This window comes from Psychrobacillus sp. FSL H8-0484, from assembly GCF_038005325.1.
Taxonomy (GTDB): domain Bacteria; phylum Bacillota; class Bacilli; order Bacillales_A; family Planococcaceae; genus Psychrobacillus.
Genome location: NZ_JBBOSZ010000001.1, coordinates 3,726,097 through 3,752,151 on the forward strand (window position 1 = coordinate 3,726,097; position 26,055 = coordinate 3,752,151).

The following is a 26,055-nucleotide window of genomic DNA, read 5'->3' on the forward strand; positions in this document are numbered from 1 at the left end:
TCTCATTTCGAGTCAGCTTGCTAAGGCACTTCGAATTGTACAAATCTCTCTTTCCAAAACTGCAATGCATCTTCACTTTTCACACGAAAGCCAGTATTACTAATACTTGATACACCAGGATATGTTTTTCCGGCATGAGGTATGTCAAAGTAAATCATATCAGTACCAGGAGTTCCTACTGCATCTGCATAAAACAAGTGATAGGATGATGTATTGTCCTGGTTCACACTTTTTTTGACTAAACGCATTCCTAAAATTCGTGTAATAATATAAAAAATAAAATAGTATATTGCAATTTATATATAAAACATCACACGTATTGATTAACCAAAAGTACCCAGTAAATTGCTTATTAAAATGGTGATAACACACTAGGCACTCTATGTATAGGTGATTTGGAGTGCTTGGAACTGAACTAGTTCTACACTATTACCTTGATTTCTTGATGCGAAAGGGATGCGACAAAGTCGCATCCCTTTCGCATTTTTTCGATAATCGTGTGGTAGTCGTTCGTCCGTCACTCTCCATAACTACTTATACTAGAAGTGCCAAAGCTTTTTGGATATGAAAGAATAGCCACTTTCCTATTTATACAGTAAGCAGCCAAAGATACAATTTTGGTTGCTCAGTCCTTCTCTTTCGTATTTTCGCCTTTTCGATTGGAAGGAAGTGCCCCTTTTCTATATAGCATCAGCCTATTGCCGGCATGAACTTTACAAAAATAAGCAAGGAACACATGATAGGAAGCGATAGAGTGCCCGAAATTGCATCTTCGAAGCGAAGTGGTGGTCCTTGCCGAATTTAATATACAACTCTATACACACAAAATTGAGTTTGTCTACAGTCTGAGACATCCTACTTATAAATAAGTAGGATGCCTGTTTCGTAGTTAGTTGAAAATAGAACGAATGGAATCGATTAAATCATTGAAGAAGGTTTTCACGCTTTGCCAAAATCCTTCATTGTCTGCAAGACTTCCAAGTTTTTCTTCAATAGTTTTACTTAAATCATTTAGCTGATCTGACCATTTGCTAAAATCGATATCAAGTTGACGAATACGATCCATGATATCAATTAGTAGTTGGCGATCTTTTTCAGAAAGCTCAATTTTCAAGTTTGCAAGTTGCTCAGATACAATTTTTTCAACTTCTTCGCGAGATACGGGATTCTGCTCAGCAATTTGTTTTTTGATTTCTGTTAATAGCTCACTTACTTTCGCTTCATCTATACCTGCTTCTTTAGATAGAATAGTAGCAACAGATAGTTCATCGTTTGCTACGTCCGTACGCTCTGGATCTAGCTCTCCACCACTTACTTCATAAGCTTTATAAATACCGACCAAAGCTGAATGACCAGTTACCGGTTTTGGAGCAGCGATTTCTACGACTGCATCTTGAACTCCTGCAGTCAGCATCGCATTTGCATACATATCAGCCGTTACTTCCGTAATATTATCCGGCGTTACGATATCGATAACTAAGCCTTTTCCAGCATCCTTGCGTGTAATTTTAGCAGAAGAAAACATTCGAGCGGAGGCATCTCCATCTGTTAAATATTTTTTTAAATCTTGTCCAGTTACTTCAATTTCTTGTATATCCGAGTTTTCGGTGATTTTCAGGCTCGTTTTCACACTATTCTTTTGTTCTTCGGTAAGGTTACCTCCATATACAACAATTGGTGCACCAAATTTTTCATTAATCGCTTCTGTTGTCCCGCTTGAATCTGCAAGTGTAATCGATGGAGCAATAAATACTCCCATAAGTAAAATAGCCGTCATCACTACGTGAAATAATCTTTTCATGTCTGAAGCCCCTTTCTATCAGTTCTCCCATTAGTACGTAAAAAGGAGTAAAAAGTTCCGACTAATCGATTCTTTTTACTCCACATGTTTACATTTTCAATTCTGTCCAACCATCGTTTTGAACAATTTTTCTTTCTTTCATAAGCTTACCTAGTGCACGTTTAAATGCAGCCTTGCTCATCGTGAACATTTCTTGAATTTCTTCTGGATCAGATTTATCAGTAAACGGCATTCTGCCACCTACATCATTTAAATAGCGGAAAATAGATTCTGCATCGTCTCCTAAACGTTCGTGTCTACGTGGTAGAAGGGAGCCGTTTAGCGAGCCATCTTCTTTCGTGTCGATGATACGCACTGTCAAGTCTTGTCCTAATCTTGGCTCTTCTACACGCTCTGATTGATGGACGAAAATACGGTAGTTCTCCGGTACGCTTAAGAGGAACGTGCCAATTGGTAGTAATCTATAAGGTCTTGCTTGTATGTTTTTATTGAATAATGTAGTCGGTGCGTCGATATACAGTTCTTCCACACGATCTTCTGTTGCTAATCGTCCAAATAACTCTCCATCTTTGTCCGTACGAAGTGTGATGTATAAATGGTCGCCATTTGCTGGCCAAAGTTCTTTAATCTTCGGTAAGTCATCTGCTTTTACTTGGACTTCTTTTGACGTGCCAATATCGACAAATGCTCCTTCTTTATCAGATACTTTAATCACTCGCGCCCAACCATACGTTCCTTTTTGAATGGATGGCAGTTGTGTTGTCGCAGATAAATTTCCTCTGCGGTCTACAAATAAAAATACCTCGAGCTTATCTTCTACTTTTAAATCTTCCGGTGCTTCCGATGCATTCAATGGTATTTCTAATTCGTGATGAGAAAGAATCCATTTAGATCCTTCTTGCGCTATTACTTGTAACGTTACTATTTCTCCTGATGCTGATCCTATCAAATTTACCGCTCTCCTTCTGACCATATATAATATTGGTCTTTGCCTTCTTGTTTTTTGATTAGTGCTTTATCTGATTGAATAATACATGTCCATTTTACTAATATAATAAAAGCAAAAGCTTTGTAGGAAGTTTGTCCATTCCAAACTTCATTTACTTGCTAATTCTGAATTTACTATTCGTTTATATCTTGGCGTAACTCCAATAATTTGGACTGAAGTGAGGGATTTTCTTCTAAAAATAGCACTAAATCTGCGATACGGTCAATAGAATTCCAGCTTAAATGATGCTCAATTCCTTCTACATCCGCATAGATATTCCCTTCTTCTACCCCTATTATTCGTAAGAAGTCTTCTAATAAGTCATGTCTTTTAACTAGTCTCTTGCCAAGTTTCATACCTTTAGTTGTCAGGGTTAAGCCTCGGTACTTTTCATATATTAAGAAACCATCTTTGTCTAATTTTTGTACCATTTTTGTTACGGAAGATGGTAACACAGATAATGCTTCTGCAATGTCAGACACTCGAGCATAACCTTTCTGCTCGATTAACATATAAATTTGTTCAATATGGTCTTCCATGCTTGGTGTTGGCATAAATAACTTCCTTTCATCGCTACTTTGTTTATTTTACTACATCGAGCGTTCCATCACAATTATTGCTATTTTTTCCTATTCATAATTATTCATACAAAAAACCTTATCTAATAATAGACAAGGTTCACTTAATTTCTGTGAGGATATTTCCCTACGACATGGATAGAGTGAATAATTCTTTTATTAATCCATTCTAAGTTTTCTGTCGTATTCATTCGCTCGAAAACTGCACTTCTTCCTTTATCCGTTGTTACATAGTGTGATGGAATTGTATTTAAACTTAACGCAATAATGTCCATTTCACACTGGTTACATTTACAAAAGGTTTGATATTCTGGGCCTCTCATAAGTACTCTTACTATACTATCGACAATTTCTTCCATTACATTTGTTAGCAATTATATCTCTTCTTTCATTTTCAATGTCAATCATGAAATGTTTAATACCATTCTCTAAAGGGTATCTCTAATAATAACATGTTTCAGCAGAAAGGATGGTAGAAATGGGTAGGATTTTATGGGGAATTATTGTCGTATTAATAGTACTTTGGTTACTAGGGATCGTATTGAAAATCGGCGGAGGATTTATTCACGCATTACTAGTTATTGCCGGTATTATTTTTGTAATTCAACTTGTTACAGGAAGAAGATCACTTTAGATGAATGGTGCTGTCCCTAAAGTCAGACATTTACTGAGAGATGGTCCCTTTTCCAATGTATTGATTTCCGTTCCAGACGGACGCTTTCCGCGGGCATGGCTTCAGTCTCCTCGTCGCTTTCGCTCCTGCGGGGCCTTCAGCTCATGCACCTGCCGCTTCGCTTTCGGTGCAGAAAACATTTGCTATTCCCGCTGGAGTCGCCGTCTTTCACTACATTCAATTGCCTAAAATAGTAGTTTAATAAAAAGTATACAAAAAACAGGTGTAGAAAAAGTGAACTGCCCCGTAAAAGTTAGACACCAATCTAACTTTTCGGGGGTTTTTTATGGCAAAAGTAAGGGCTGAACATCGTATTCAAGCAGTTCAACGATACTTAAATGGAAATGAATCTATGATTGAAATCGCAAAAGATATCGGAGTGACAGATCGGGTTGTAAATGAATGGGTTCGCCGCTATCAAAAAAATGGTGTAGAGACTTTCTTAAGGTCCTATACAAAATATTCAGCTGACTATAAAATGAATGTACTTAATTATATGAACGAGACAGGTACATCTTCGATTAATACAGCTGCACTATTTAATATTTCATCTCCTGGTATGATTCGGAATTGGAAAATGAATTTTGAGGTTGGTGGTTATGATGCCCTTGTTTCTAAGAAAAAGGGGCGTCCATCCATGAAAAAAGAAACAAATAGAACAACGAAACCAACACCAATTGAAGGATCTGTTGAGGCATTAGAGGCACGTATTAAACAATTAGAAATGGAGAATGCGTACTTAAAAAAGTTGAATACTTTAGTTCAAATGCAAGAAAAATTACCAATCAAATCAAAGCGCAAGTAATTTATGAACTAAAGGAAATCTATGAAGTAGTGGAATTAATCAAAGTCGCTGATATTCCACGTAGTACGTATTATTACTGGGAAAAGCGTTTGAATCGTACTGATAAATACGCTGAAGTGAAAGTCGCAATTCAGTCCATTTATCTTGAACATAAGGGACGTTATGGTTATCGTAGGATTGCCAAAGAACTGAAAAAATACGGCTTTCATTATGATCCTAAAACGATTAATTATTTGATGAATGCCATTGGCATAAAATGTGAAGTCCGCATGAAGAAATACCGTTCGTATAAAGGAAACGTCGGAAAAATTGCCCCAAACATATTACAACGCGATTTTACAGCGAAAAAAATGAACGAGAAATGGGTAACAGACGTGACAGAGTTCCATCTATTTGGTGAGAAACGCTATTTATCACCCGTCCTTGATTTATGCAATGGCGAAATCATTGCATACACAGTAATGAGTCGTCCAGTGTACAAACTAGTCCATGATATGCTAGAACAAGCATTGGAGCGCCTTCAATCAAGTGATCAAGTCATTCTTCATTCGGATCAAGGTTGGCACTATCAAATGAAAAAGTATCGACAAACATTAAAACAACATGGGATAATGCAGAGTATGTCCCGTAAGGGCAATTGTTTGGACAACGCAGTCATTGAAAATTTCTTTGGCTTATTAAAATCTGAACTCCTGTATCTACAAGAGTTTGAATCCATGGCACATTTTGAACAGGAACTCAAAGACTATATTCACTATTACAATCACAAACGAATGAAGGAAAAATTAAAAGACCTAAGCCCGGTGGAGTACCGAACTCAGGTCTTAGAAGTTGCTTAACTAAATATGTCTAACTTTTTTGGGTCAGATCAAAGACTCATTTTTCTACACTTGCTTCAATTTATGGGCTTATTGGATAGCACCTTTTGTTTTGGCGTAAATACATGTATCACGTAATTTTTTCCCGTCCGCGGATAAAGAATCGTGGCGGAGGGTTCCTTCTAATGTATAGTCCAGTCTTTCCGCAACTGATCGACTTCTTACATTTTCACTATCGCAACGAATTTCTACTCGATTTGCATATAATTCCTCAAAAGCAAATTTAGTAATTCGTTCTACTGCTTCTGTCATTAGACCTTTTCCTTCAAACCTGCTATCAATCCAGTATCCGATCTCAAATTTACGAACATCCCAATCAATTCGGTGAAGTCCAGAAGCACCTATAAACTCTCCTGTTTCTTTTAAAAACAAATGAAGTCTTAGGTCTTTTCTTGTAATAAAATCAGCAACTGCTTGTCGCAGATTAGTCGTTGTCTGCTCTAATGTTTGCTTTGATTGCGCCCACGGCATCCATTCCTTTAAGGCATCATGGGAAGCAATCACAGCTTTCCATACTATTTCTGCATTTTCTATTTTTGGTGCCCGAATAATTAGTCTATCTGTATAGAACTCCTCCGAAAAAGGACGCTCTTTGTTCGAAATCTCTATTGGATGAAAAACATCATCCCATTTTACGGGTGTTGCAGTTCCTTTTATAAAATCCTCACGCGTCATACCATACGTAACAGCATCATAGTAGGAGCTCTCTTTAGGAGAAAACCACGCTTGACGAAGCTGTGCTTCTTTGACAAAACCTGCACGTTCAAATGTCTTACGCATTGCAAAGTTGTCTTGTCTTGTATGTCCTTCTAGGCGTATTTTTGCTTCTGGCAATTGGAATACATATTCAGCCAACAGTTTTAATGCACTTGGTCCATAGCCTCTCCCGCGGGCTTCATCTGCAATTCGTAAGTCGAATAAAGGAATCTCATCTTGTAGATCATAAATTTTAACTATACCTACTTGTTCACTCTCTTCATTTTCAACCCAAAATGTCTTTACTTCATCAGATTGATAACCGCCTTCTTCAATTGTCTTTTCAATTAATTCTCTAGCGGGATGAGAATTCCCGTGATATGGCCATGTATTCGTCGTCATGAAATGAATTAGTTGTTCCTGTTCTTCCATTGTCCATTCTGTAAGCTTCATCTTTAACCCTCCGAACCTATTACTTGTTTATTTTTAATAATCGTAAGGAATTTAGCACTACCAGTAATGTCGCTCCCATATCTGCAAAGATGGCGATCCATAATGTTAACCATCCAGGAATGATGAGAAGGAGTGCGATAATCTTTAACCCTAATGCAAACATAATATTTTCTTTAATAATATGCAATGCTTTTCGGCTTAATCGAATAGTATATGGTAATTTTTCTAGATCGTCTGCCATTAATGCAACGTCTGCTGTTTCAAGAGCTGCATCCGTTCCGGCTCCTCCCATTGCTATACCAACTGTAGAAGCGGCGAGAGCAGGAGCATCATTAACTCCATCTCCAACCATTGCAACAGCACCATATTTTTCTTTCAATACTTTAATCGCATTTAGCTTTTGTTCGGGCATTAAACCGGCTTCAACGTCTGTCATCCCAAGCTTAGCAGCAATGGCATTTGCAGTTCGAGCGTCGTCTCCAGTAAGCATTACAGTGTGCTTAATACCTGCTTTTTTAAGATCTTGTAACACTACGGTGCTAGTTTTACGAATCGGGTCAGCAACTGCAATAAATCCTTTGTATTGACCATCTTCTGCAGCAAGCATAACCGTATTTCCTTCTGTTTGTAATTGCTCCACACGTTCGATTACCTCTGTGGAAATGGTGCTAATGGAAGTAATCCAAGAAACGCTACCGACTGACCATTTCTTTCCGTCGATTACTCCTTCTGCACCTTTACCTGTAATCGACTGGAATTCTTCTACTTCTACTGCGTGTATATGTTCTTTTGCTCCGTACTTCACGACGGCTTGCCCAAGTGGATGCTGTGAATATGTTTCAATCGACATTACTTTTTGAATTAAGTCTTTTTTGGATTCAGAGTCCACAGCTGTTACTTCCGGATATCCTTTCGTTAAAGTTCCGGTTTTATCAAACGCGATTGCTTGAATTCGTCCAATTTCCTCTAAGTGAATGCCACCTTTAATGAGCACACCTTGCTTCGCGGCATTACCAATTGCAGTTACAATCGCTACGGGCGTTGATACAACTAGAGCACACGGACATCCTACAACTAATACTGCAAGCCCTTGGTAAATCCACGTTTGCCAATCTGCTCCCAACAATGGTGGTACGATTGCTACTAAAAATGCGATTGCAATAATTACAGGTGTATAATATTTGGCAAATTTATCGACAAATTTCTGCGATGGTGCTTTCTCTGCTTGCGCTTCTTCTACTAAATGGATAATCTTTGCAATCGTCGTGTCTTCTACTCGTTTCGTTACTTGTATTTCTAAAGAACCTTCTTCATTCAACGTACCCGCAAATACTTCGTCACCAATTGTTTTGATCACCGGAACTGACTCACCAGTAATAGATGCTTGGTTTACGGCAGAAGTACCTTTCAACACAATTCCATCCATTGCTATTTTTTGTCCTGGTTTCACGATTAGCAAGTCATTTATTTGAATAAATTCAGTATCCACTTCTACCAATTTGTCTCCTCGACGAATCGTAGCAGTTGATGGTGCTATATCCATGAGCTGACTAATGGATTGACGCGCTTTATTCATGGAGTATGCTTCTAACGCTTCACTTACCGCAAATAAAAAGACAACGACCGCACCTTCACGCCATTCTCCGATGATTGCTGCTCCAATAATCGCAATCGTCATCAGTGTTTTCATATCAAAATAAAAACGAGATAAATTCATGAGCCCACTTTTGAACATTTCGTACCCACCCACAGCAATGGATAAAACAAACAAACCGATTGCCGCTGGATGCGTTTCTTCATAAACAAACGATGTGATAATCCCAATTACTAAAAAAACAAAGGATATAACTGTCACGACATTTTCTTTTCGTTTAAAAAAAGGAACCTTTTCTTCTTTACGTTGCTTGGCAGGCGCTACTTTAATACCATCAAATGCTCCCGCTTTTTCAATATCATCAATAGTTACATTACCAATGACCGCAACTTTAGATGCACCAAAGTTAACAATTGCATCCTCTACATCAGGGAGACTTTTAATATTGTTTTCAAATTTCATTGCGCAGTTGGCACATGAAAGATTTTCTAGGCGATATTCTTTTTTAACTGTATTCTCCACTTTCCTCACCCTTTTCTACCGCATGTTCATATGCGATTTTAACTAACTCATTGACGTGATGGTCTGCTAATGAATAATAAACTAATTTTCCTTTGCGTCGAGATTTCGCGAGAGATAACTCTCGGAGAAATCGTAAATGATGGGATGCTGTTGCTGTAGAAGAACCAATAACTTCACTCACATCACATACACAAAGCTCTTCTTCTATTGTTAGTGCATACGCTATTTTTAATCTTGTTTCATCTGCTAATGCCTTAAAAATTTGCGCAACCTTCGTAACATCCGGCAATTTTTTTTTTATTGATTGAACAATTTCTTCATGCACTATCGTTACTTCACACATATCTTTCGATTGCATTTTTCCACCTCATTCAAATGATCGTTTGATTGTTAAAGTCATTATATGTTCAAACTATTCAAAATGCAACTACATTCAAACAAATATTTGAATGTTTTTATGTTTATGTGAGGAGCCAACCGATTATGTGGGTGAACCATCGGATTAATTTGTATAGCCATCCGATTATTTAGCAGAAGCAACCGACTTTCCGGTCAAACCATCCAATTTTACACAAAAGGGACCACTTCTTTTTAAAGTGGCCGCTCAATTAAAACTTATTCTGCTTTCATTACTTGAACGTGATACTAGTTAGACTTATTTCCATTTCGCATAAAAAAAAGACCTCCGAATATATATATTCAGAAGTCCACATGTATATTATTCTTTGTTCTCGCCAACAATTTTCACTTCTAGTTCTAGCTCAATATCGAAGTTTTCTTTAACCGTTTTTTTAACCATTTCAATGGTACTGATATAATCAGTAGCAGTAGCATTGTTTTTATTGACAATAAAACCTGCATGCTTCGTCGAAACTTCTGCTCCACCAAAGCCTTTTCCTTGTAAACCGCTATCTTGAATCAGTTTGCCAGCAAAATAACCCGGAGGTCGTTTAAATACACTACCTGCAGAAGGATATTCTAGCGGTTGCTTGGATTCTCGTTGGAATGTTAAGTCTGCAATTTTAGCATCAATTTCTTCTTGATTACCTTTTTGAAGCTCAAACTCAGCAGACAATACATAGTAACCTTTTTTTGTAATGATACTTTTTCGGTAACCAAGCTCTAACTCTTCTTTTGAAAGAATGAGCTTTTCACCACTTGGTGTAAGCACAGTACATTGCAGAATGACATCTTGCACTTCTCCACCGTATGCTCCAGCATTCATTGCCATAGCACCACCGACAGATCCAGGAATACCACAAGCAAATTCTAAACCTGATAGCGTTTCCTTCGCTACTGCTCTCGAAACGTCGATAATATCGGATCCACTTTCAGCGATTACTCTATTTCCTACTATCTTAATTTTATTCAACTTTTCTAAGCAAAGAACAATACCACGAACACCACCATCTCGAACGACCATATTAGAGCCATTCCCAAGTAGTAATAAAGGAATTTTATTTTCATATGCATATTGAACAACGAATGCTACTTGCTCTTCTGTTTCCGGTGTGACAAATAAATCTGCAACTCCACCCATGCGTGTCATTGTATGCAAGTTTAGTGCTTCATCTATTTTTACATTCTGAGGATCTAACTGTGTAATTAAATCTTGAAACCATTTTTGTTTACTCAAAAGAAGACAATCCTTTCTCAATCAAATACGCCTTGGCGTATTTACGCCCTGATTTTGTATCGTGCTTGCACGATTAACTCCCCTACAAAATCTGTGGCATCCGCCGGAGGCTTTAAGCTTATTCAGCAGGCGGTTATACACTACACTGTATTCTGCGATCATGGTCCTTCCTCTCCCCACTTGTAGAAGTGGGAGACTGCTGAATAAGATTAACCTTACATCCTTACATAGTATGCTTTCTCCCACCTAAATTTTCAAGTGAAATTATTACAACCATTCTTTAGACCAAGATTCAATTTCACCAACTACATCTTTTAGCGCAAGACCTTTGTCAGTTAAGTTATATTCGACCCGTACCGGGACCTCTGAAAAGACGGTTCTTTCTACTATACCTTCTTTTTCAAGCTCTTTTAAACGTTCAGAAAGTAATCGACCACTAATAGGAAGTGACGACTCAATTTCATTAAATCGTTTTGCTCCTTCTATTAATTGATAAACAATCAATGCCGTCCATCTTTTCCCAAGTAATTCCATCGCCTTCGATAAACGTGGACATAATAACGTTTCCTTCATCTGATTCACCTCTATTTGTCACGATTATACTCCTTATTTTTTTTTTTGTAAAATGAAAGTAATTAAATTACTTGACGTAAGCATACTATTATTCTATAGCTACTTACATAAAGTAACTAAAGATTCAAATGAAACATTTTTATTTTGAAATAAAACATCTTGATTTCAAAATAATTATGTTTTATACTAAAAAAACAAAACATCACTAGGAGGAAATTAAAATGACAAAATTTAATCTTGACGCTGCACATTCTAGTATCGACTTTTCTGTGAAACACATGATGGTTTCAAAAGTAAAAGGTTCTTTCACAAACTTTACTGCTGAACTAGAAGGTAACGCAGAAGACTTAAACGGTGCAACAATTAGCTTTGACATCGATGTAAAATCTATTAATACAAACAGCGAAGATCGTGACAACCACTTACGTTCTGGAGATTTCTTTGATGTAGAAAGCTTCCCAAGCATCAAATTTGTTGCTACAGACATCAAAAAAACAGATGATGGCGAATACGATGTAACTGGTGACATCACAATCAAAGACGTTACTAAATCAGTTACTTTCGAAGCTGAATACGGTGGTAAAGGTACAAACCCATGGGGCCAAGAAGTGGTAGCATTCTCTGCTGACACTAAAATCAACCGTAAAGACTTCGGTTTAGTTTGGAACCAAGCACTTGAAACTGGAGGGGTTCTTGTTGGAGAAGATATCAAAATCTCTGTTGAACTTGAATTAAACCCAGCTCAATAATCAATATATTTCTGAAGCTACCCGAGATACACAGGGTAGCTTTTTTTTGCGTTTTAGAAAATGAATCAAATTCTTTCTAATAAGAAAACACTTACATTTTCAAATAAAATAATTAATTATTCAGAAATATATTACATACTTCATATCCGTGTTATTATATTGACAATTCTTTATTGTCAGAAAGGAAAGATTATTATGTCTCAAATGCTCGCTTTAGTTATCGTTATTGCTATTTTATTCATCGGAGATCTTGTTTCTACTCGTACGAAGGCTTGGATTCCATCTGTTTTTATATCCGCTATTCTTTTCCTTATTGGATACTGGACTTTCTTTCCACAAGATATTGTATCAACTGCGGGGGTTCCACCAGTTGTAGCTACCATGATGATTTACTTACTCATTACAAATATGGGTACATTGCTTTCTTTACAACAATTAAAAGAACAATGGAAAACAATCCTAATTTCCCTTGCCGGAATTTTAGGAATTATCGCCGCTCTATTTGGAATTGGAACATTTTTATTTGGCGTTGAAACAGTGATTGTGGCTATACCACCTTTAGTTGGAGGAATTGTATCTGCCCTTATTATGTCGGAAGGTGCTGCTAATGCGGGGCTGACTACTCTATCTGTTTTTGCAATCGTGATTTATGTAATGCAAGGATTTGCTGGCTATCCTTTAACATCTATTGCACTGAAAAAAGAAGGAAAAATGCTTCTTGCAAAGTTTCGCAAAGGGGAATTAGCTGCAACAGGACAAGCGTCCACTTCTTCTGATGAACCGGAAGAAGAGCTGAAAATGTTCCGTAAAATGCCTAAACAATACAATACGGAATACTTTAAATTTTTCCGTCTTGCTCTCGTAGGCTTCCTTGCTTATCTTGTTTCTACATTATTGGCACCAATCGTAACAGTAAGTCCTTATGTACTTTGTTTATTGTTTGGTATTATTGCGCAAAGCGTCGGCTTTTTGGAGCGCCATGTATTACAAAAAGCAAATGGCTTTGGACTATGTGTAATGGTTTTAATGCTATTCGTATTTGATGGACTAAAAACTGCTACACCGTCTATGATCCTTGAAATTATTTATCCACTAATCGGAACAATAGTATTAGGGGTTATCGGAATGTATATCTTCTCCTTCATCATTGGAAAAGTGCTAAAAGTAAGCAAAAATATGGCTTTCGCAATCTCTTTAACTGCATTATATGGCTTCCCAGCAGATTATATTATTACAAATGAAGTGATTAACTCGTTAACGCAAGATGAAAAGGAACGAAAAGCATTGACGGACCATATGCTTGCTCCAATGCTTGTAGGTGGATTTATAAGCGTAACAATCGTTTCTGTTATTCTCGCAGGTATATTCGTAGGATTCTTATAAAAATACTACACCGTTGATTTACGTTGCGGGCGGACGCTTTCCGCGGGCGGTCCGTGAGCCTCCTCTTCGCTTCACTCCAGCGGGGTCTCACCTGGACGCGCTTTTCCCGCTGGAGTCGCCGCCCTCCACTTCAATCAATAGAATGAGTGAAATTCAACAGTAAATTATAATCTAGCAATAATGGGAGTGATAGTATGTATGCCAATCAACAAAGAATCGAACAGCATATTGAACTATTAAGTCAATTTACAGCTACCCCTGGTATTGGTGTAACCAGTTCCAAACAGCTTTACAATTAACGGAGGGAAATGAATCATGATTAACCAAAAAATAAAAGAATCCATTACAACTAATAGTGAAGAGTTAACTGCTTTACGTCGTAAACTGCATAGTGAACCTGAGTTATCATTTGAAGAATTCAAAACGACTGCGTTTATCTGTGAGTACCTAGACAATCTTGGCATTTCTTACCGTAAAACAGAGCCTACTGGAGTAATCGCTGAAATTCAAGCAGTTCCAGGCGGAAAAACAGTTGCTCTTCGTGGAGATATGGACGCACTTGCAGTAGAACAATTAAATACACATGTACCTTATGCATCTAAAATTGTTGGAAAAATGCATGCTTGTGGTCATGATGCACATACATCTATGTTGCTAATTGCTGCGAAGGCTTTGAACGATGTGAAAGAAGAACTTCCAGGTAATGTTCGCTTCCTTTTCCAACCGGCCGAAGAAGTTGCACGAGGTGCACAAGCAATGGTCGATCAAGGTGCGATGGATGGCGTAGACAATGTATTTGGTATTCATATTTGGTCACAAATGCCAACACATAAAGTTGCCTGCACACCAGGTCCTTCCTTTGCAGCTGCAGATATTATTAAAGTGAAATTCAAAGGGAGAGGTGGACATGCGGCAATGCCAGAAGCTTGTGTCGACGCTGCGATTGTCGCTTCTTCTTTTGTTATGAATGTCCAAACGGTTGTTTCTAGAACGATCGACCCACAAAGTCCCGCTGTTCTCACTATCGGGAAAATGGTTGTAGGAACAAGATTTAACGTGATCGCTGAAAATGCGGAAATCGAAGGAACAGTTCGTACATTCCATCCAGAAACAAGAGAACATATCGAGAAAAGTCTTACGCAGTATGCAGAAAGTGTTGCTGCTATTTACGGTGCTACTGCAGAAGTGGAATATATTCGTGGTACAGATACTGTAGTAAATGAGGAAGAAAGTGCAAAACTCGTTCAACAAGTTGCTACTGAAGCATTCGGTGCAGATGTGGTATATGATGAAAAACCAACAATGGGTGCCGAAGATTTCTCTGCTTACTTAACGAAAGCACCAGGTAGCTTTGCACTTGTAGGAAGCGGAAACGCTGAAAAGGATACCGAATGGGCTCACCACCACGGGAACTTCGATATCGACGAAGATGCACTTGTTACTGGGGCAGAACTTTATGCGCAGTATGCTTGGGCTTATTTAAATAAATAATTTGCTTTAGGGCTATCTCACTGTAGGTATTTCACCTTCGATGAGATGGCTTCTTTGTTTTTATTATTTTTTCAGATTAGTTTACTTTTTCGAAACTATTTTATGTTACTTTCGTATATACTTAAGAAAATGGAAATGGAGGGATATTAATGGAAGAAATAATGGGACTCGGTATTGGATTCGTCGCTGTTGTAATGATTTTTTCTATACCACTTACTGCAATATGGACAACTCATTTAAGAAAGTCACAAAAAGTACGAGCACAAATTGTAAAGGATGAAATAGAGTTAGAAAAACTCAAATACAATAACTTTTTACTAGAAACAGAAAAGATGCGCATCGAACTACAGCAAAAACAAACAAGCTTACTAGAGACAAGCTCTGATCCTATACTTTTAGACCTGCAAAAGCGGGTGCAAGCTGAAACAAAAGCTATATCTTCCTAAACAATCGTGCAGAGTTTATTCCGCACGATTGTTTTTTGAGTATATTATTCGGAGTGGGTCTCATATGGAGATGGATTGCTCTCGTAACAGTTTGTAATTCCTCTTCACAGTCGCCATTTTCCTATTCTATCCATTACAATAGAAATAACCTACATATCGAAATGGGAGTTTACTATGCAAACATCTACCAAAGGATTTTTCCAATTACTCAAGAGCCTTCGCTGGCCAGTCAAAATCACTATATTTGCCATAGTTCTTTCTCTCTTAAGCACTGTTATCGGGTTAATTGTACCTCTTGTGACAAAAGACTTAGTTGATACACTTACATCTGCTGCTTTTAATTGGAAAATGATTATCGTCTTACTCGCAGTATTTCTATTACAGGCTATTTTCGGTGGATTTTCCTATTATTTATTGTCCTATATAGGTGAACATATTGTTGCGGATTTACGTAAAAAGCTTTGGAGTAAAGTACTTCATCTGCCTGTTCCCTACTATGATCAAAATGAAAGCGGCGAAACGATGAGCCGCATTACACAAGACACTACGACGTTAAAATCACTCATTACAGACCATTTAGTAAATTTTGTTTCCGGAATAATTACGATCATTGGGTCCGTCATTATATTATTTTTTATTGATTGGAAAATGACGTTGATCATGCTTATAAGCGTTCCACTTAGTGTAGCGATTATGATTCCACTCGGCACCATGATGCATAAGGTATCGAAATCTACCCAAAAAGAAATGGCTTCTTTTTCAGGGCTTCTTGGACGAGTGTTATCTGAAATTCGTCTAGTTAAATCTTACCAAGCAGAGAAGACAGAAACTGCTAGCGGAAATGAAGCTATCCAAAACTTGTATCGTTTTGGATTGAAGGAAGCAAAAATACAAGCTTTCATCTCCCCTTTCATGACACTTATCATGATGGCGATTTTAGTTGTCATTTTAGGCTATGGTGGATTACAAGTATCCAAAGGAATCTTGTCCGCCGGCGATTTAGTTGCGATCATTTTTTATTTAGTGCAAATTATTGTTCCTTTTGCCCAAATGGCCACTTTTTTTACCTCTTTCCAAAAAGCCGTGGGTGCTACGGAAAGAATTCAAGAAATATTTCATATGGAGAGTGAAGCAGTTGAGCTAGAAGCAAAACAACCATTAGCGGATGGTGTAGTGGCTTTTGAAGATGTTCACTTTTCGTATGGTCCTGATAAACAAGTAATTGATGGGATATCATTTGAAGCTCGGCCAGGAACTGTCACCGCATTTGTCGGCCCAAGCGGTGGTGGGAAAACAACTATTTTTTCTTTGCTGGAACGGTTTTATGAGCCTAATTCAGGAACAATTTTGTTTAATCAAACACCTATCACCGATCTATCATTACGTGCATGGCGTTCTAAAATTGGCTACGTTTCACAGGAGAGCCCTTTAATGAGCGGTACCATTCTATCGAATATGACATACGGAATGTCAGACATTCCTCCAATGGAGAAAATTATTGAAGCAGCAGAAGCAGCAAATGCAGAGGCGTTTATCGAAGAACTGCCAGATAAATACGATACGCTTGTTGGCGAACGTGGCATCAAATTATCCGGTGGGCAACGCCAACGAATTGCCATCGCACGGGCACTTTTGCATAATCCAAAAATATTATTATTGGACGAAGCTACCTCCAACTTAGACAGTGGCTCGGAGACTTCTGTACAAGAAGCGTTAGAACGGCTTATGAAAGGCCGCACAACGTTAATTATTGCGCATAGGCTCGCAACGATTGTTCATGCCAACCGAATATTTTTTCTTGAGCAAGGTAAAATCACAGGAGCAGGCACACATGAAGAACTTATTACACATCACGAGCTTTATAAAGAATTCACACAAGGGCAAGGGTTGTCTTGAATGAATTGAAAACACCTCTCACTGACGTATAAAGTAACGACATGGAGAGGTGTTTATTTCATGCTTGTCCAATAGCGTATTATTTTACTTCCTTTTCATCAAATCTTGCTTTTGAAAATCCTCGTCCAAGTATTTCAGATGCATTTAAGAAAATGACAAAAGAAGCAGGCTCTTTTTCTAATAAAAGCTTCTTGAAGTACACAGCCTCAGATTGTTCCACTACACATAAAATCATAGTTTTTTCTTGATTGGAATAACCACCAAGCGTCTTAATCTTCGTCAAGCCCCTATTTATCTCATGTTTAATAATGGATTGGATTTCTTCTTCTTTATCGGTAATAATCAGCACTAATTTCGTAGGTGATGTTTGTAGTTGAACAAAATCGATTACTTTACTTGTTACATAGATGGAAATCATCGCATACAGTGCTAACTCAAAGTCAAATACTAGAGCTGACGTGATTACTACTAGCCCGTCTACAAGCAGTTGTGAAAAGCCACTCGAAATCCCAGTGAATTTCTTTAGTATTTGAGCGATTAAAGCAGTGCCTCCTGTTGACCCATTTCCTCGATAAACAATTCCAAGACCTACTCCTAACATAATTCCTCCATAAATAGCGCTTAATAAAGGATTATCAATAGGTAGATGGATACCGGTTGTTAACCAAATAACCAATGGAACAAACGTTGTGCCGACAAGGGTTTTCCAGCTAAAATCTTTCCCAACTATTAGAACTCCTAAGATAAGCAAAGGAATATTAATCAGCCACTGTACATATGCAGGGTTAAATTGAAAAAGCTCGTATAAAATGGTGCTTATCCCTGAAACTCCTCCAGCTGCAAGTCTAGCTGGCAAAAGAAACATATTGTATGCAAGCCCGACAAGTGCTGCTCCCAACATGATTTGCATATATTCAATGATTACTATTTTTTTTTGATTTTTCTTGATCATGTAACTTATACTCCCTCTTTGGTCTTAATCCTTACTCATTCTAACAAAAAAGTGGACGCAATAACATAGTATTTGCATCTACAGCCATTTCCATCAAATGATATTATGACACTAAAAGAATCGGGAAATACAAAGCGCTTATCAAACTATAATAACAAATAGGAGGTAATGTATATGAAAAGAAAAATGAAAGTATTTAATGTGACATTAGCTTTCGGTACGATAGCTTTAATTTCGATTATTTGTAATATAGTTTGGATTGAATACGCAAATCTACTACTCAGGTTAAATCCCATTTTAGAAATGCTATTTAGGAATAGATTCGACTTCATGGTCGACAACGGTTTGCAACGTCAAGAAACAGGTAGTTTTATTTTACATTACAATGGATGGGCATATTGTATTCATTTTGTGAGTTATGTATTAGTTGGAAGCATAATAGACTTAGTTAAAAATAACTTTTCTTTCAGAAAAGTTTGGAATATATAAACCGCCCCTAATTATTCTACTTACTAGGAGCGGCTTTTTTATACGCATAGAATCGTAAAGTAACTTTGTTATGTCACTGCACTACGCTTTAATAACGTCTAATGAAAGGTCGCACTACACTAATCATTGCTCACAGACTAGCAACAATTATTCACGCCGACCAAATATTCTTCCTAGGCAAGGACAAATCACAGGTGCCGGAACACATGATGAGCTTATCGCTCAACACGAGCCTTATAAAGAATTTACTCATGGTCAGGGATTATCGTGAAAAAAGAAAATCCAGTGGTTTAGTCTATCGACTTGGTTCATTGGAACTTTTTACTAACTTTCTAGTTTTCCGTTAGTTATTTCTGTTACAATAGTTTAATAACTTATACTTAAGAAAGTAACCGTGAAAATCAGATGATTTTATAGTGTTTTCTATTTTCACTTTCCTATTAAGTTATTTATCTGACTTTCAGATAATTTTGTGATATTATTAATAGTAAGTTCGATTCATTATCCTTTTTAGGTCTTTTGGGGAGGTATGTAATGAGGTGAAACTTGGGCAGCTAATTAAATTAGAACGGCAGAGACAGAATATGAAGCAAGAGTATTTAGCTTCTGGTATTTGCGTTCCTTCTTACTTAAGTAGAATTGAGAATGGTTTAGTTACACCTAGTGAAGATATTCAGCAGCTTATTCTTATGCGGTTAAATATCCCATTAGAAGCATTACAGAGTGATGAAAACCTGGAAAAATCACATCCATTTAAACCACTCTTTAAAACGGTAATAAACTCTCGAAATAAAGTAAAAGCAGAAAAACTTCTACAGGATATTCACATATATATAGAAGAACATCCACTTGAACCTGAGCGACTTACACTTCTTTTAATGGAAACAAGATTGATGCTTATGCTGCCTGAACATACCATCGAAATACAAACTAATATGGCTATATTAGAAGAGTTTAAAAAAGAAATGGATACCGAACAATTATTTTACTTGTATACAATGCAAGGTATAATAGCATATCAGAACAATCAATTTCGGCAAGCATCAGAGATTTTCTCAGAAGTGTTTACATTAATTAAAAGCTACCGTATGGAAGACTGGGAGATGGCAGAGCTTTACTATATATCTAGTTTAACGCTTTTGTCTGAATCACGATATATACTTGCAATTGACTATATGAAAGCAGCCGTTTCCTATTTTAATCAAGAAATATTAATAGAACGCTCCATTGAATGTTTGATTATTTCAGGAATTGCCTATCAGAGTACTGGATTGTTAAAAGAATCCTTTGCTACATTTGAAAAAGCAAAAGAAATTAGCATTAAAATAGATTCTTCTAAATTTAATGGAATGATTGAGCATAATTTAGGTTCAAGCTATTCCCTACTAAAAGATCAACAAAAAGCCCTTTTTCATTTTCAAAGTGCTTTAGATACGAAATCTAACCCAAATGACAAAATCCTCACAATTTTTGCCATTGTGAAGGAATATCATAAAACTCGTGATTATAAAAACGCGAAAATTTGGTTGGAAAAAGCAATTGAACTATTGAATCAACTTACTGAGAAGAATAGAATTTATTACTCAAATCACTTCGCCATATACAGAGCAATCTTATTGGATGAAAAAGAATTTGTTTCCATTTTTAAAGAAGCATTGCTTTATTTTGAAGGTAAACAAGAATATATGTCTTGCTTTATTTATTGCCATGTTTTAGCGAAGAAATTAGCTGACAATAAACAATATAAACTGGCTACTATGTATTATGACATAGGATTTAATTATCATTTAAAACAATCAAAAGTAACTATTTGGGAGGAATTATCATGAAAAAAATTTTAATCGGAACATTTTGCTTATTAAGTTTATTAATCGTAATTGATGTACGTGGAGTGGACACTGCGGTGCAAAAACCGGAGATTACTTTTGTTAAACCAAATTATAACGTTAATTAAGTTAAATACTTTTTTTATCACAAAAGGGTACAAGATTCAATAACTGAATCTTGTACCCTTTCTTAATTTCAGTAACCTCTATCAGCGTAAAACTCTTCATCCATTTTGATGTGATTACTATAAACTTCTACAAACTCTATGGAATCTTCTATGCTATCTACCAACTCAAAAATATCTAAAACCATCACTAGCTTTATAGTAGTTAATTCCCCATTAGCATTTGTATATGTCACTTCTTTGAAATGTTCTTTTACCAATCCTTCGACAACTTCCATATTAGAAGCTCGAACGATATTAATCGTTTCCTCAAATGTTTTATGAGGTATAGACTCTGGTGAAGAAATATGTTCAAATAAAAGTTTTACCGAATACGTATTCTCCATTATGATCACTCCTATTCCCTCCATTTCCTATCTCTATTATTCTTTATTTACATGGAAAAAGCCACATCTTTAAGTTGAGAAAGTCTCAGTCGAAAACCTCACTTAAACGCATAATTTCATTCCTACTTTCATACCATTCATTTTATCCTTTTATATATAATTTGACTCACTCAATACACCTTTGATGTATAGGTAAAATTACTTAATGAAGTATAAAATAAAAAGAAGCTTGCAGCATTCCCTTATGGGCACTTCAAACTTCTTTTCATTCAAATATTAAACTGGCTCTCATATAGTTCGTCATAGAAGCCTTTCTTTTGCAAAAGTTCTTGATGCGTGCCAGACACGATCAGTTCCCCATGATGACTGACTAAAATTAGATCAGCGTTTTCTCATACAAATACTCCTATTGTCAGTGTCATCTTAATTGTTACAACAAGTTGATCACAATATAACAGAAGCGCTCCCTATCCACTTTGGATAAGGAGCGTCTTTCATTCCGTATATTCTATTTTCTCCAATGGCTCATATGCTGGACCTTCCAACACTTCTCCAGTGTATGTATATCTAGAGCCGTGGCAAGGACAGTCCCATGAGCTTTCTGCATTGTTAAATGCAACATCACAGCCGAGATGCGTACATACCGGTTTTACTAAATATACTTTGCCCGCATCATCTTTGTAGGCGCCTACTTTTTGGCCATTGAGTTTGATAATATCCCCCGTGCCTGTTTGTAAGTCCTCTAGCGTAAGCTTAACGTTTTCTGTTTTACCTTTAATAAGCTCTTTTGCTACATTTGCATTTGTTTTGGCAAAAGCAGTGATATCTTCTTTTTTCATTTTCGATCTGGTTGGAGCATAAAGCTCCGCAAAGCGATTGTCTATCCCCATTACATGGTCTGCCATAATTTTGGCGGCTACGGTACTATTTGTCATACCCCATTTGGCATATCCCGTTGCAACTAATACATCAGGCAGCCCCGATGTCATAGACCCTACATAGGGGATCTGATCGAGTGTGACTAAGTCCTGTGCAGACCAACGATAGGCATACCTTTTTATTTTGAATTGCTCTCGACCAAACGCCGCCAGTGCCTCAAAATTAGCGATCGTATCTCCTTGAAATCTACCCGTAATATGCCCTTCTCCACCTAGCAGCATATACCTTTTTCCATCAGAACCTAACGCTGTTCGAATGGATCTAGTTGGTTTCTCTACATTAATATATATTCCTTTTGGATAATTTGCTTCTGTAGGAGTCGCGAGTACATACGATCTTTCTGAATACATTCTAGTAAAATAAAGACCATCTTCATCATTAAAAGGAAAATGACTGCATACTAATATTTTCTTCGCACGTATTTCATTGCCATCTACCATTTCCACTAGATTTTTTGAATGAATCGATTTCGCACGTGATCCCTCGAAAAATTGAACACCATTTTCAATCGCTTTCTCCATTAATCCCTTCGCATATATTAGCGGATGAAATTGCCCCTGGTTTTCTAGCTTTAGAGATTCTTTCACGGTATATGGAAGACCTGTATCTTTTGTAAGGGTTACTCCCTCGATTCCAAGCCTGATGTAGGCATCCATTTCTTTCTGAAGTATTTCCACACCATCTGCTGTATCCGCATATAAAAAAGCATCTACCTTTTCATAGTTACAATGAATCCCTAATTCAGACACCGTTTGTTCAATGAAATGTTTCGCTTCGTTATTTGCTTCATAATATAATCTCGCATCCACATCTCCGAATGTATTGATCAGCTGTTGATAGATTGGCCCATGTTGAACCGTAACCTTTGCTGTAGTGAAACCGGTTGTCCCCTCTAACACTTTACTTCCTTCTATTACCATTACTTTTCTCCCACTTTTACTCAGCATGTAAGCTGCTGTAATTCCAGTAAGACCTGCACCAATAATAACAACATCTGTCTCTATACTTTCACTTAATTTCGGAAACATTGGAAAATCGTTTGTTGCTCGCCAATATGATTGTGATTCACTCGGTAATATTGTGTCTGGCATTATATTTCCTCCTTTTTTTACAGTGTCTATCTATTAACGAAACTTTATTCAATTGGAATCGTATAAAATAAAAGAAGTAAAGGAGGGATACCATGGATTTATTTTATATAATGAGTACAATAGGACCTATATTTTTTATTATTATTTTTGGACTAATTATTTTTACGTTTATCAAAGGGATTGGCGAATGGAATAAAAACAATAACTCCCCCAAGCTATCTGTACCTGCTCAAGTAGTAACGAAGCGCACGAAAACAAGTGGTGGGTCTGGAAATAGTTCTTCCTCTACCTCCTATTTCGTAACATTTCAAGTAGACAGTGGAGATCGAATGGAACTAAAACTAAGTGGTCGAGAGTATGGAATGCTTGCAGAAGATGATCTTGGAATCATAGCTTTTCAAGGGTCAAGATTTCTAAGCTTTGAGAGAAGAAATTAAAAAAATCCTCTTCCAATTGATACTGGGAGAGGATTTTATCATTTAATTCTGGATAAGGATTTGTTACCGCATACTAATAGCTAGCATTATTTGGAAGAGGAAATACCTTCATCTTCTGCAATCTTATTCAAAGCACCAACGAATGTTTCCAAAGGCTGTGCACCAGAAATGGCATATTTATCATTCAATACAAAAAACGGAACACCGCGAACGCCGATTTGGCCAGCTCTTGCGATATCTGCTTGCACCTCAGTTAAATAATCATCGGAATTGAGTACTTTATCTGCTTCGTCTCTAGGTAATCCAATAGATTCGATTAGATCTAAAAGGACCTCATCTTTTCCAATGTCTTTTGCTTCAATGAAATATGCTTGAAGCAATAACTCGTTTGCCTCTTTCGCTTTCCCTTGTGCAGATGCCCATTTCACTAATCGATGTGCATCTAGCGTGTTTGCTGGCTTCATTGTATCAAAATTATAATCTAGCCCAACTGTTTTTGCTTGCTCTACTACTTGAGCTGTCATTCCTTTTGCAGCTTCTATTGTGGAACCATATTTTTCAGCAAGCGATTCATAGATGCTCTTATCCGATGTTTTAGGAGAATGCGGGTCTAACTCAAAGCTTTTAAATTCAACCTCAGCCTGACTTGCAAAACCAGCTTGCTCTATAGCTTCTTCTAAACGTCTTTTACCAATATAACAAAACGGACATACGAAATCTGACCATACTTCAATTTTCATCTCAATCACCTCACTCCCATTGTATAGAGTCCATCGCTTGAGTTCAAAATAATTGCTTAGAAAAGTTATTCTTCCAACTTTCATGAGTATTCTTCCAAAACTCCGTGACATTCATCCAAAACTCAACACTATTCTTCCAATAATCACTGGTATTCATCCAAAACCATAAAAAATACCAAGAGAGAAAGGAACCCCCTTGTTATGAGTTAGTTAGTTAGATAATGCTTCTGTCAACGCTGGTACTACTTGCTTTTTACGAGATACTACACCTTTTAATAGGGCAGTGTTGTTTTCAAATTTCGCACCAAATGCAGCTTCTGCTTTTAGCGCTACTTTACCAAGTGCTAGTGCTACAGAGTCGTTGTTAAGGATATCTGTTACGACGAAGAAGAATAAATCTAACTCTTTTTCTTGGATTTCACGTGTGATTAAGTCTTCTAGTTCTTCTTGGCGACCCATAACATCGTTTACATCTACTGCATTTACTTGTGCGATGACTACTTTGTACTCGCCCATACCAAATTCTTTAGCGTCCAAAGAAAGTAGATCTTCTAAGCTTTTATCGCTTAAATCTGCTCCTGCTTTCAGCATGGCTAGTCCATACTCTTCTGCATTTACGCCTGCGATTTTTTCAAGCTCACGTGCAGCTACAACATCTTCTTCTGTACATGTTGGTGATTTAAATAGTAGCGTATCTGAAACAATTGCAGAAAGCATTAATCCTGCAATATTTGCTGGGATATCTACGCCTTTTTCTTTATAGAGTTTATTTAAAATAGTCGCTGTGCATCCTACTGGTTCTGCACGGTAGTATAAAGGATCTGCAGTTTCGAAGTTTGCAATACGGTGGTGATCAATTACTTCTGTTACATACACTTCTTCGATGCCATCTGCACTTTGCTGTTTTTCATTGTGATCGACTAAGATTACTTTTGTCGCTTCATTTGCAACGTTTTCAATAATTCTTGGTGCTTCAAAACCGAATTTTTCTAAAGCAAATTTTGTTTCATTGTTTACTTCACCTAATGCAACGGCTTCTGCTTCTACGCCAATTGCATTTTTTAAATATGCATATACGATTGCTGATGTAATTGTGTCTGTATCTGGGTTTTTATGTCCAAAAACTAATACTTTTTCCATGAATAATCCTCCTAATCAATTATGCCTCGACGTAATTGCGTCCAGATTTTGAATTGAGCTTGCTCAATTAACTCCTTTCAAAATCTGTGACATCCGCCGGAGGCTTTAACTTTTTTCAGCCTGGGTTTGAAATAGTCAACATTTTGGCATCCATCATACTTATAGAAGTGGAATACTTCCGCTGAAAAAAGTTAATCAATTTCCGAATTTATTTTATCACACATCATGCTGCTCATTGAAAAGTAAATTTGCTAATTGATGTTTTTGCTGTAAAAAGTCAGCCAGTGTATATGCATCCAATACTTTTAAATACGCAATCAAAGCTCGATTCAATGCACCTTTCAATCCACAAACAGGCGTTATTACACATCTATTGGTTTTACAATCAAAGCATTCAACTAGATGAAAATCGTCCTCTGTATGCCTGACTACTTGTCCTATATTAATAGCTTCCGGCTCCATCGCTAAACGAATGCCTCCGCCTCTTCCTCGTATCGTTTCGATATAACCGAGTTTCCCTAACTCATGGGTGACCTTCATCAAGTGATTCTTCGAAATACCATACGCATCAGAAATCGCTTGAATCGTCGAAAGTTCGTTTTTTTCTTTTGCACCTAGGTATATTAACACGCGAAGTGAGAAATCTGTATACATAGTTAATCTCATATTGCCACCGCCATTCTACCTTCTCATTATAACGACTATGACAAATTCGTGAAAGAAATGTGTCTGATTTATTACATGAAATATAAAATGCATTTAAAGATG

The 26,055-nt window shown here is 37.1% G+C and carries 26 protein-coding genes and 2 pseudogenes; 11 read left to right on the forward strand and 17 right to left on the reverse strand.

Features of this window, described 5'->3' with window-relative positions:
* Nucleotides 1-26 precede the first annotated feature (26 nt).
* The 5 genes and pseudogenes from MHH81_RS18290 to MHH81_RS18310 form a co-directional block, all read right to left on the reverse strand.
* A pseudogene (locus MHH81_RS18290) lies at nt 27-296 on the reverse strand (ring-cleaving dioxygenase); the annotation flags it as partial.
* A 593-nt stretch (nt 297-889) separates the two neighbouring features.
* The gene (locus MHH81_RS18295) at nt 890-1,801 is read right to left on the reverse strand and encodes a DUF1002 domain-containing protein (RefSeq protein ID WP_340924031.1); all 912 of its coding nucleotides are present in this window, start codon (nt 1,799-1,801) and stop codon (nt 890-892) included.
* A gap of 88 nt (nt 1,802-1,889) precedes the next feature.
* Nucleotides 1,890-2,750: a CvfB family protein gene (locus MHH81_RS18300; protein WP_340924033.1), complete on the reverse strand. Its 861-nt coding sequence runs from the start codon at nt 2,748-2,750 to the stop codon at nt 1,890-1,892.
* 173 nt (nt 2,751-2,923) lie between these two features.
* Nucleotides 2,924-3,343, reverse strand: coding sequence for a transcriptional regulator MntR (gene mntR, locus MHH81_RS18305; RefSeq protein WP_340924036.1), 420 nt, complete (start codon nt 3,341-3,343; stop codon nt 2,924-2,926).
* Nucleotides 3,344-3,471: 128 nt separating this feature from the next.
* Nucleotides 3,472-3,741, reverse strand: coding sequence for a late competence development ComFB family protein (locus MHH81_RS18310; RefSeq protein ID WP_340924039.1), 270 nt, complete (start codon nt 3,739-3,741; stop codon nt 3,472-3,474).
* 104 nt (nt 3,742-3,845) lie between these two features.
* Between MHH81_RS18310 and MHH81_RS18315 the strand changes: the two genes are divergently transcribed.
* Together MHH81_RS18315 and MHH81_RS18320 are read left to right on the forward strand one after the other, a co-directional pair.
* Nucleotides 3,846-4,001, forward strand: coding sequence for a lmo0937 family membrane protein (locus MHH81_RS18315; protein WP_340924042.1), 156 nt, complete (start codon nt 3,846-3,848; stop codon nt 3,999-4,001).
* A 325-nt stretch (nt 4,002-4,326) separates the two neighbouring features.
* A protein-coding gene (locus MHH81_RS18320; protein WP_340924045.1) for an IS3 family transposase occupies nt 4,327-5,684 on the forward strand; the annotation gives its coding sequence in 2 pieces (ribosomal slippage) (nt 4,327-4,780 and nt 4,780-5,684; 1,359 coding nt in all).
* A 69-nt stretch (nt 5,685-5,753) separates the two neighbouring features.
* Here the strand turns inward: MHH81_RS18320 and MHH81_RS18325 are convergent.
* The 5 genes from MHH81_RS18325 to MHH81_RS18345 all read right to left on the reverse strand — a co-directional run bounded on the left by MHH81_RS18325 (nt 5,754) and on the right by MHH81_RS18345 (nt 11,197).
* Nucleotides 5,754-6,872, reverse strand: coding sequence for a GNAT family N-acetyltransferase (locus MHH81_RS18325; RefSeq protein WP_340924049.1), 1,119 nt, complete (start codon nt 6,870-6,872; stop codon nt 5,754-5,756).
* Between the two features lie 19 nt (nt 6,873-6,891).
* Nucleotides 6,892-8,997, reverse strand: coding sequence for a heavy metal translocating P-type ATPase (locus MHH81_RS18330; protein WP_445678106.1), 2,106 nt, complete (start codon nt 8,995-8,997; stop codon nt 6,892-6,894).
* Nucleotides 8,972-9,346 (reverse strand): ArsR/SmtB family transcription factor, encoded by a 375-nt coding sequence (locus tag MHH81_RS18335; RefSeq protein WP_340924057.1) that lies wholly within the window; start codon nt 9,344-9,346, stop codon nt 8,972-8,974. Before MHH81_RS18335 ends, MHH81_RS18330 begins: the two co-directional genes overlap by 26 nt.
* A gap of 360 nt (nt 9,347-9,706) precedes the next feature.
* The gene (murB, locus tag MHH81_RS18340; RefSeq protein WP_340924060.1) at nt 9,707-10,624 is read right to left on the reverse strand and encodes a UDP-N-acetylmuramate dehydrogenase; all 918 of its coding nucleotides are present in this window, start codon (nt 10,622-10,624) and stop codon (nt 9,707-9,709) included.
* Nucleotides 10,625-10,891: 267 nt separating this feature from the next.
* Entirely contained in the window at nt 10,892-11,197 is a 306-nt protein-coding gene (locus MHH81_RS18345; RefSeq protein WP_340924063.1) for a winged helix-turn-helix transcriptional regulator, read from the reverse strand.
* Nucleotides 11,198-11,418: 221 nt separating this feature from the next.
* On the opposite strand from MHH81_RS18345, the gene MHH81_RS18350 reads away from it, so the two are divergent.
* The 5 genes from MHH81_RS18350 (at nt 11,419) to MHH81_RS18370 (ending at nt 17,162) form a co-directional block, all read left to right on the forward strand.
* Complete coding sequence (locus MHH81_RS18350; RefSeq protein WP_340924065.1) at nt 11,419-11,946, forward strand: YceI family protein; 528 nt, start codon at nt 11,419-11,421, stop codon at nt 11,944-11,946.
* 195 nt (nt 11,947-12,141) lie between these two features.
* Nucleotides 12,142-13,329: a hypothetical protein gene (locus MHH81_RS18355; RefSeq protein WP_340924068.1), complete on the forward strand. Its 1,188-nt coding sequence runs from the start codon at nt 12,142-12,144 to the stop codon at nt 13,327-13,329.
* A 315-nt stretch (nt 13,330-13,644) separates the two neighbouring features.
* Entirely contained in the window at nt 13,645-14,820 is a 1,176-nt protein-coding gene (locus MHH81_RS18360) for a M20 metallopeptidase family protein (RefSeq protein WP_340924070.1), read from the forward strand.
* 149 nt (nt 14,821-14,969) lie between these two features.
* Nucleotides 14,970-15,266 carry a hypothetical protein gene (locus MHH81_RS18365; protein WP_340924073.1) on the forward strand — a complete coding sequence of 99 codons (297 nt, stop codon included), beginning with the start codon at nt 14,970-14,972 and terminating at the stop codon, nt 15,264-15,266.
* 174 nt (nt 15,267-15,440) lie between these two features.
* Nucleotides 15,441-17,162 (forward strand): ABC transporter ATP-binding protein, encoded by a 1,722-nt coding sequence (locus MHH81_RS18370; protein WP_340924077.1) that lies wholly within the window; start codon nt 15,441-15,443, stop codon nt 17,160-17,162.
* Nucleotides 17,163-17,241: 79 nt separating this feature from the next.
* Here MHH81_RS18370 and MHH81_RS18375 read toward each other — a convergent pair whose 3' ends face one another.
* A complete protein-coding gene (locus MHH81_RS18375) occupies nt 17,242-18,114 on the reverse strand; it encodes a YitT family protein (RefSeq protein ID WP_340924080.1) in 873 nt (290 codons plus the stop codon).
* 168 nt (nt 18,115-18,282) lie between these two features.
* On the opposite strand from MHH81_RS18375, the gene MHH81_RS18380 reads away from it, so the two are divergent.
* From MHH81_RS18380 to MHH81_RS18395, 3 genes are all read left to right on the forward strand, one after another.
* Complete coding sequence (locus MHH81_RS18380) at nt 18,283-18,603, forward strand: hypothetical protein (protein WP_340924083.1); 321 nt, start codon at nt 18,283-18,285, stop codon at nt 18,601-18,603.
* A gap of 539 nt (nt 18,604-19,142) precedes the next feature.
* Nucleotides 19,143-20,432 (forward strand): helix-turn-helix domain-containing protein, encoded by a 1,290-nt coding sequence (locus MHH81_RS18390; RefSeq protein WP_340924086.1) that lies wholly within the window; start codon nt 19,143-19,145, stop codon nt 20,430-20,432.
* Nucleotides 20,429-20,557, forward strand: coding sequence for a hypothetical protein (locus MHH81_RS18395; protein ID WP_340924089.1), 129 nt, complete (start codon nt 20,429-20,431; stop codon nt 20,555-20,557). The genes MHH81_RS18390 and MHH81_RS18395 overlap by 4 nt, the downstream gene beginning before the upstream one ends.
* Before the next feature lie 68 nt (nt 20,558-20,625).
* Here MHH81_RS18395 and MHH81_RS18400 read toward each other — a convergent pair whose 3' ends face one another.
* The 3 genes and pseudogenes from MHH81_RS18400 to MHH81_RS18410 all read right to left on the reverse strand — a co-directional run bounded on the left by MHH81_RS18400 (nt 20,626) and on the right by MHH81_RS18410 (nt 22,970).
* Entirely contained in the window at nt 20,626-20,940 is a 315-nt protein-coding gene (locus MHH81_RS18400) for a DUF4288 domain-containing protein (protein WP_340924091.1), read from the reverse strand.
* Between the two features lie 269 nt (nt 20,941-21,209).
* Nucleotides 21,210-21,329 (reverse strand): annotated as a pseudogene (locus tag MHH81_RS18405) (ABC transporter ATP-binding protein); the annotation flags it as partial.
* Between the two features lie 105 nt (nt 21,330-21,434).
* Nucleotides 21,435-22,970, reverse strand: a complete 1,536-nt coding sequence (locus MHH81_RS18410) for an FAD-dependent oxidoreductase (RefSeq protein ID WP_340924093.1) — start codon at nt 22,968-22,970, stop codon at nt 21,435-21,437.
* 92 nt (nt 22,971-23,062) lie between these two features.
* Here MHH81_RS18410 and MHH81_RS18415 point away from each other — a divergent pair, with 92 nt between their 5' ends.
* Nucleotides 23,063-23,407: a DUF2500 domain-containing protein gene (locus tag MHH81_RS18415; RefSeq protein ID WP_340924095.1), complete on the forward strand. Its 345-nt coding sequence runs from the start codon at nt 23,063-23,065 to the stop codon at nt 23,405-23,407.
* Between the two features lie 86 nt (nt 23,408-23,493).
* On the opposite strand, the gene MHH81_RS18420 is transcribed toward MHH81_RS18415, so the two are convergent.
* From MHH81_RS18420 to MHH81_RS18430, 3 genes are all read right to left on the reverse strand, one after another.
* Nucleotides 23,494-24,258: a DsbA family oxidoreductase gene (locus tag MHH81_RS18420; protein ID WP_340924096.1), complete on the reverse strand. Its 765-nt coding sequence runs from the start codon at nt 24,256-24,258 to the stop codon at nt 23,494-23,496.
* A 99-nt stretch (nt 24,259-24,357) separates the two neighbouring features.
* Nucleotides 24,358-25,287: a manganese-dependent inorganic pyrophosphatase gene (locus MHH81_RS18425; protein WP_340924098.1), complete on the reverse strand. Its 930-nt coding sequence runs from the start codon at nt 25,285-25,287 to the stop codon at nt 24,358-24,360.
* Between the two features lie 216 nt (nt 25,288-25,503).
* Nucleotides 25,504-25,953 (reverse strand): Rrf2 family transcriptional regulator, encoded by a 450-nt coding sequence (locus MHH81_RS18430; protein ID WP_340924100.1) that lies wholly within the window; start codon nt 25,951-25,953, stop codon nt 25,504-25,506.
* Nucleotides 25,954-26,055: the final 102 nt, after the last annotated feature.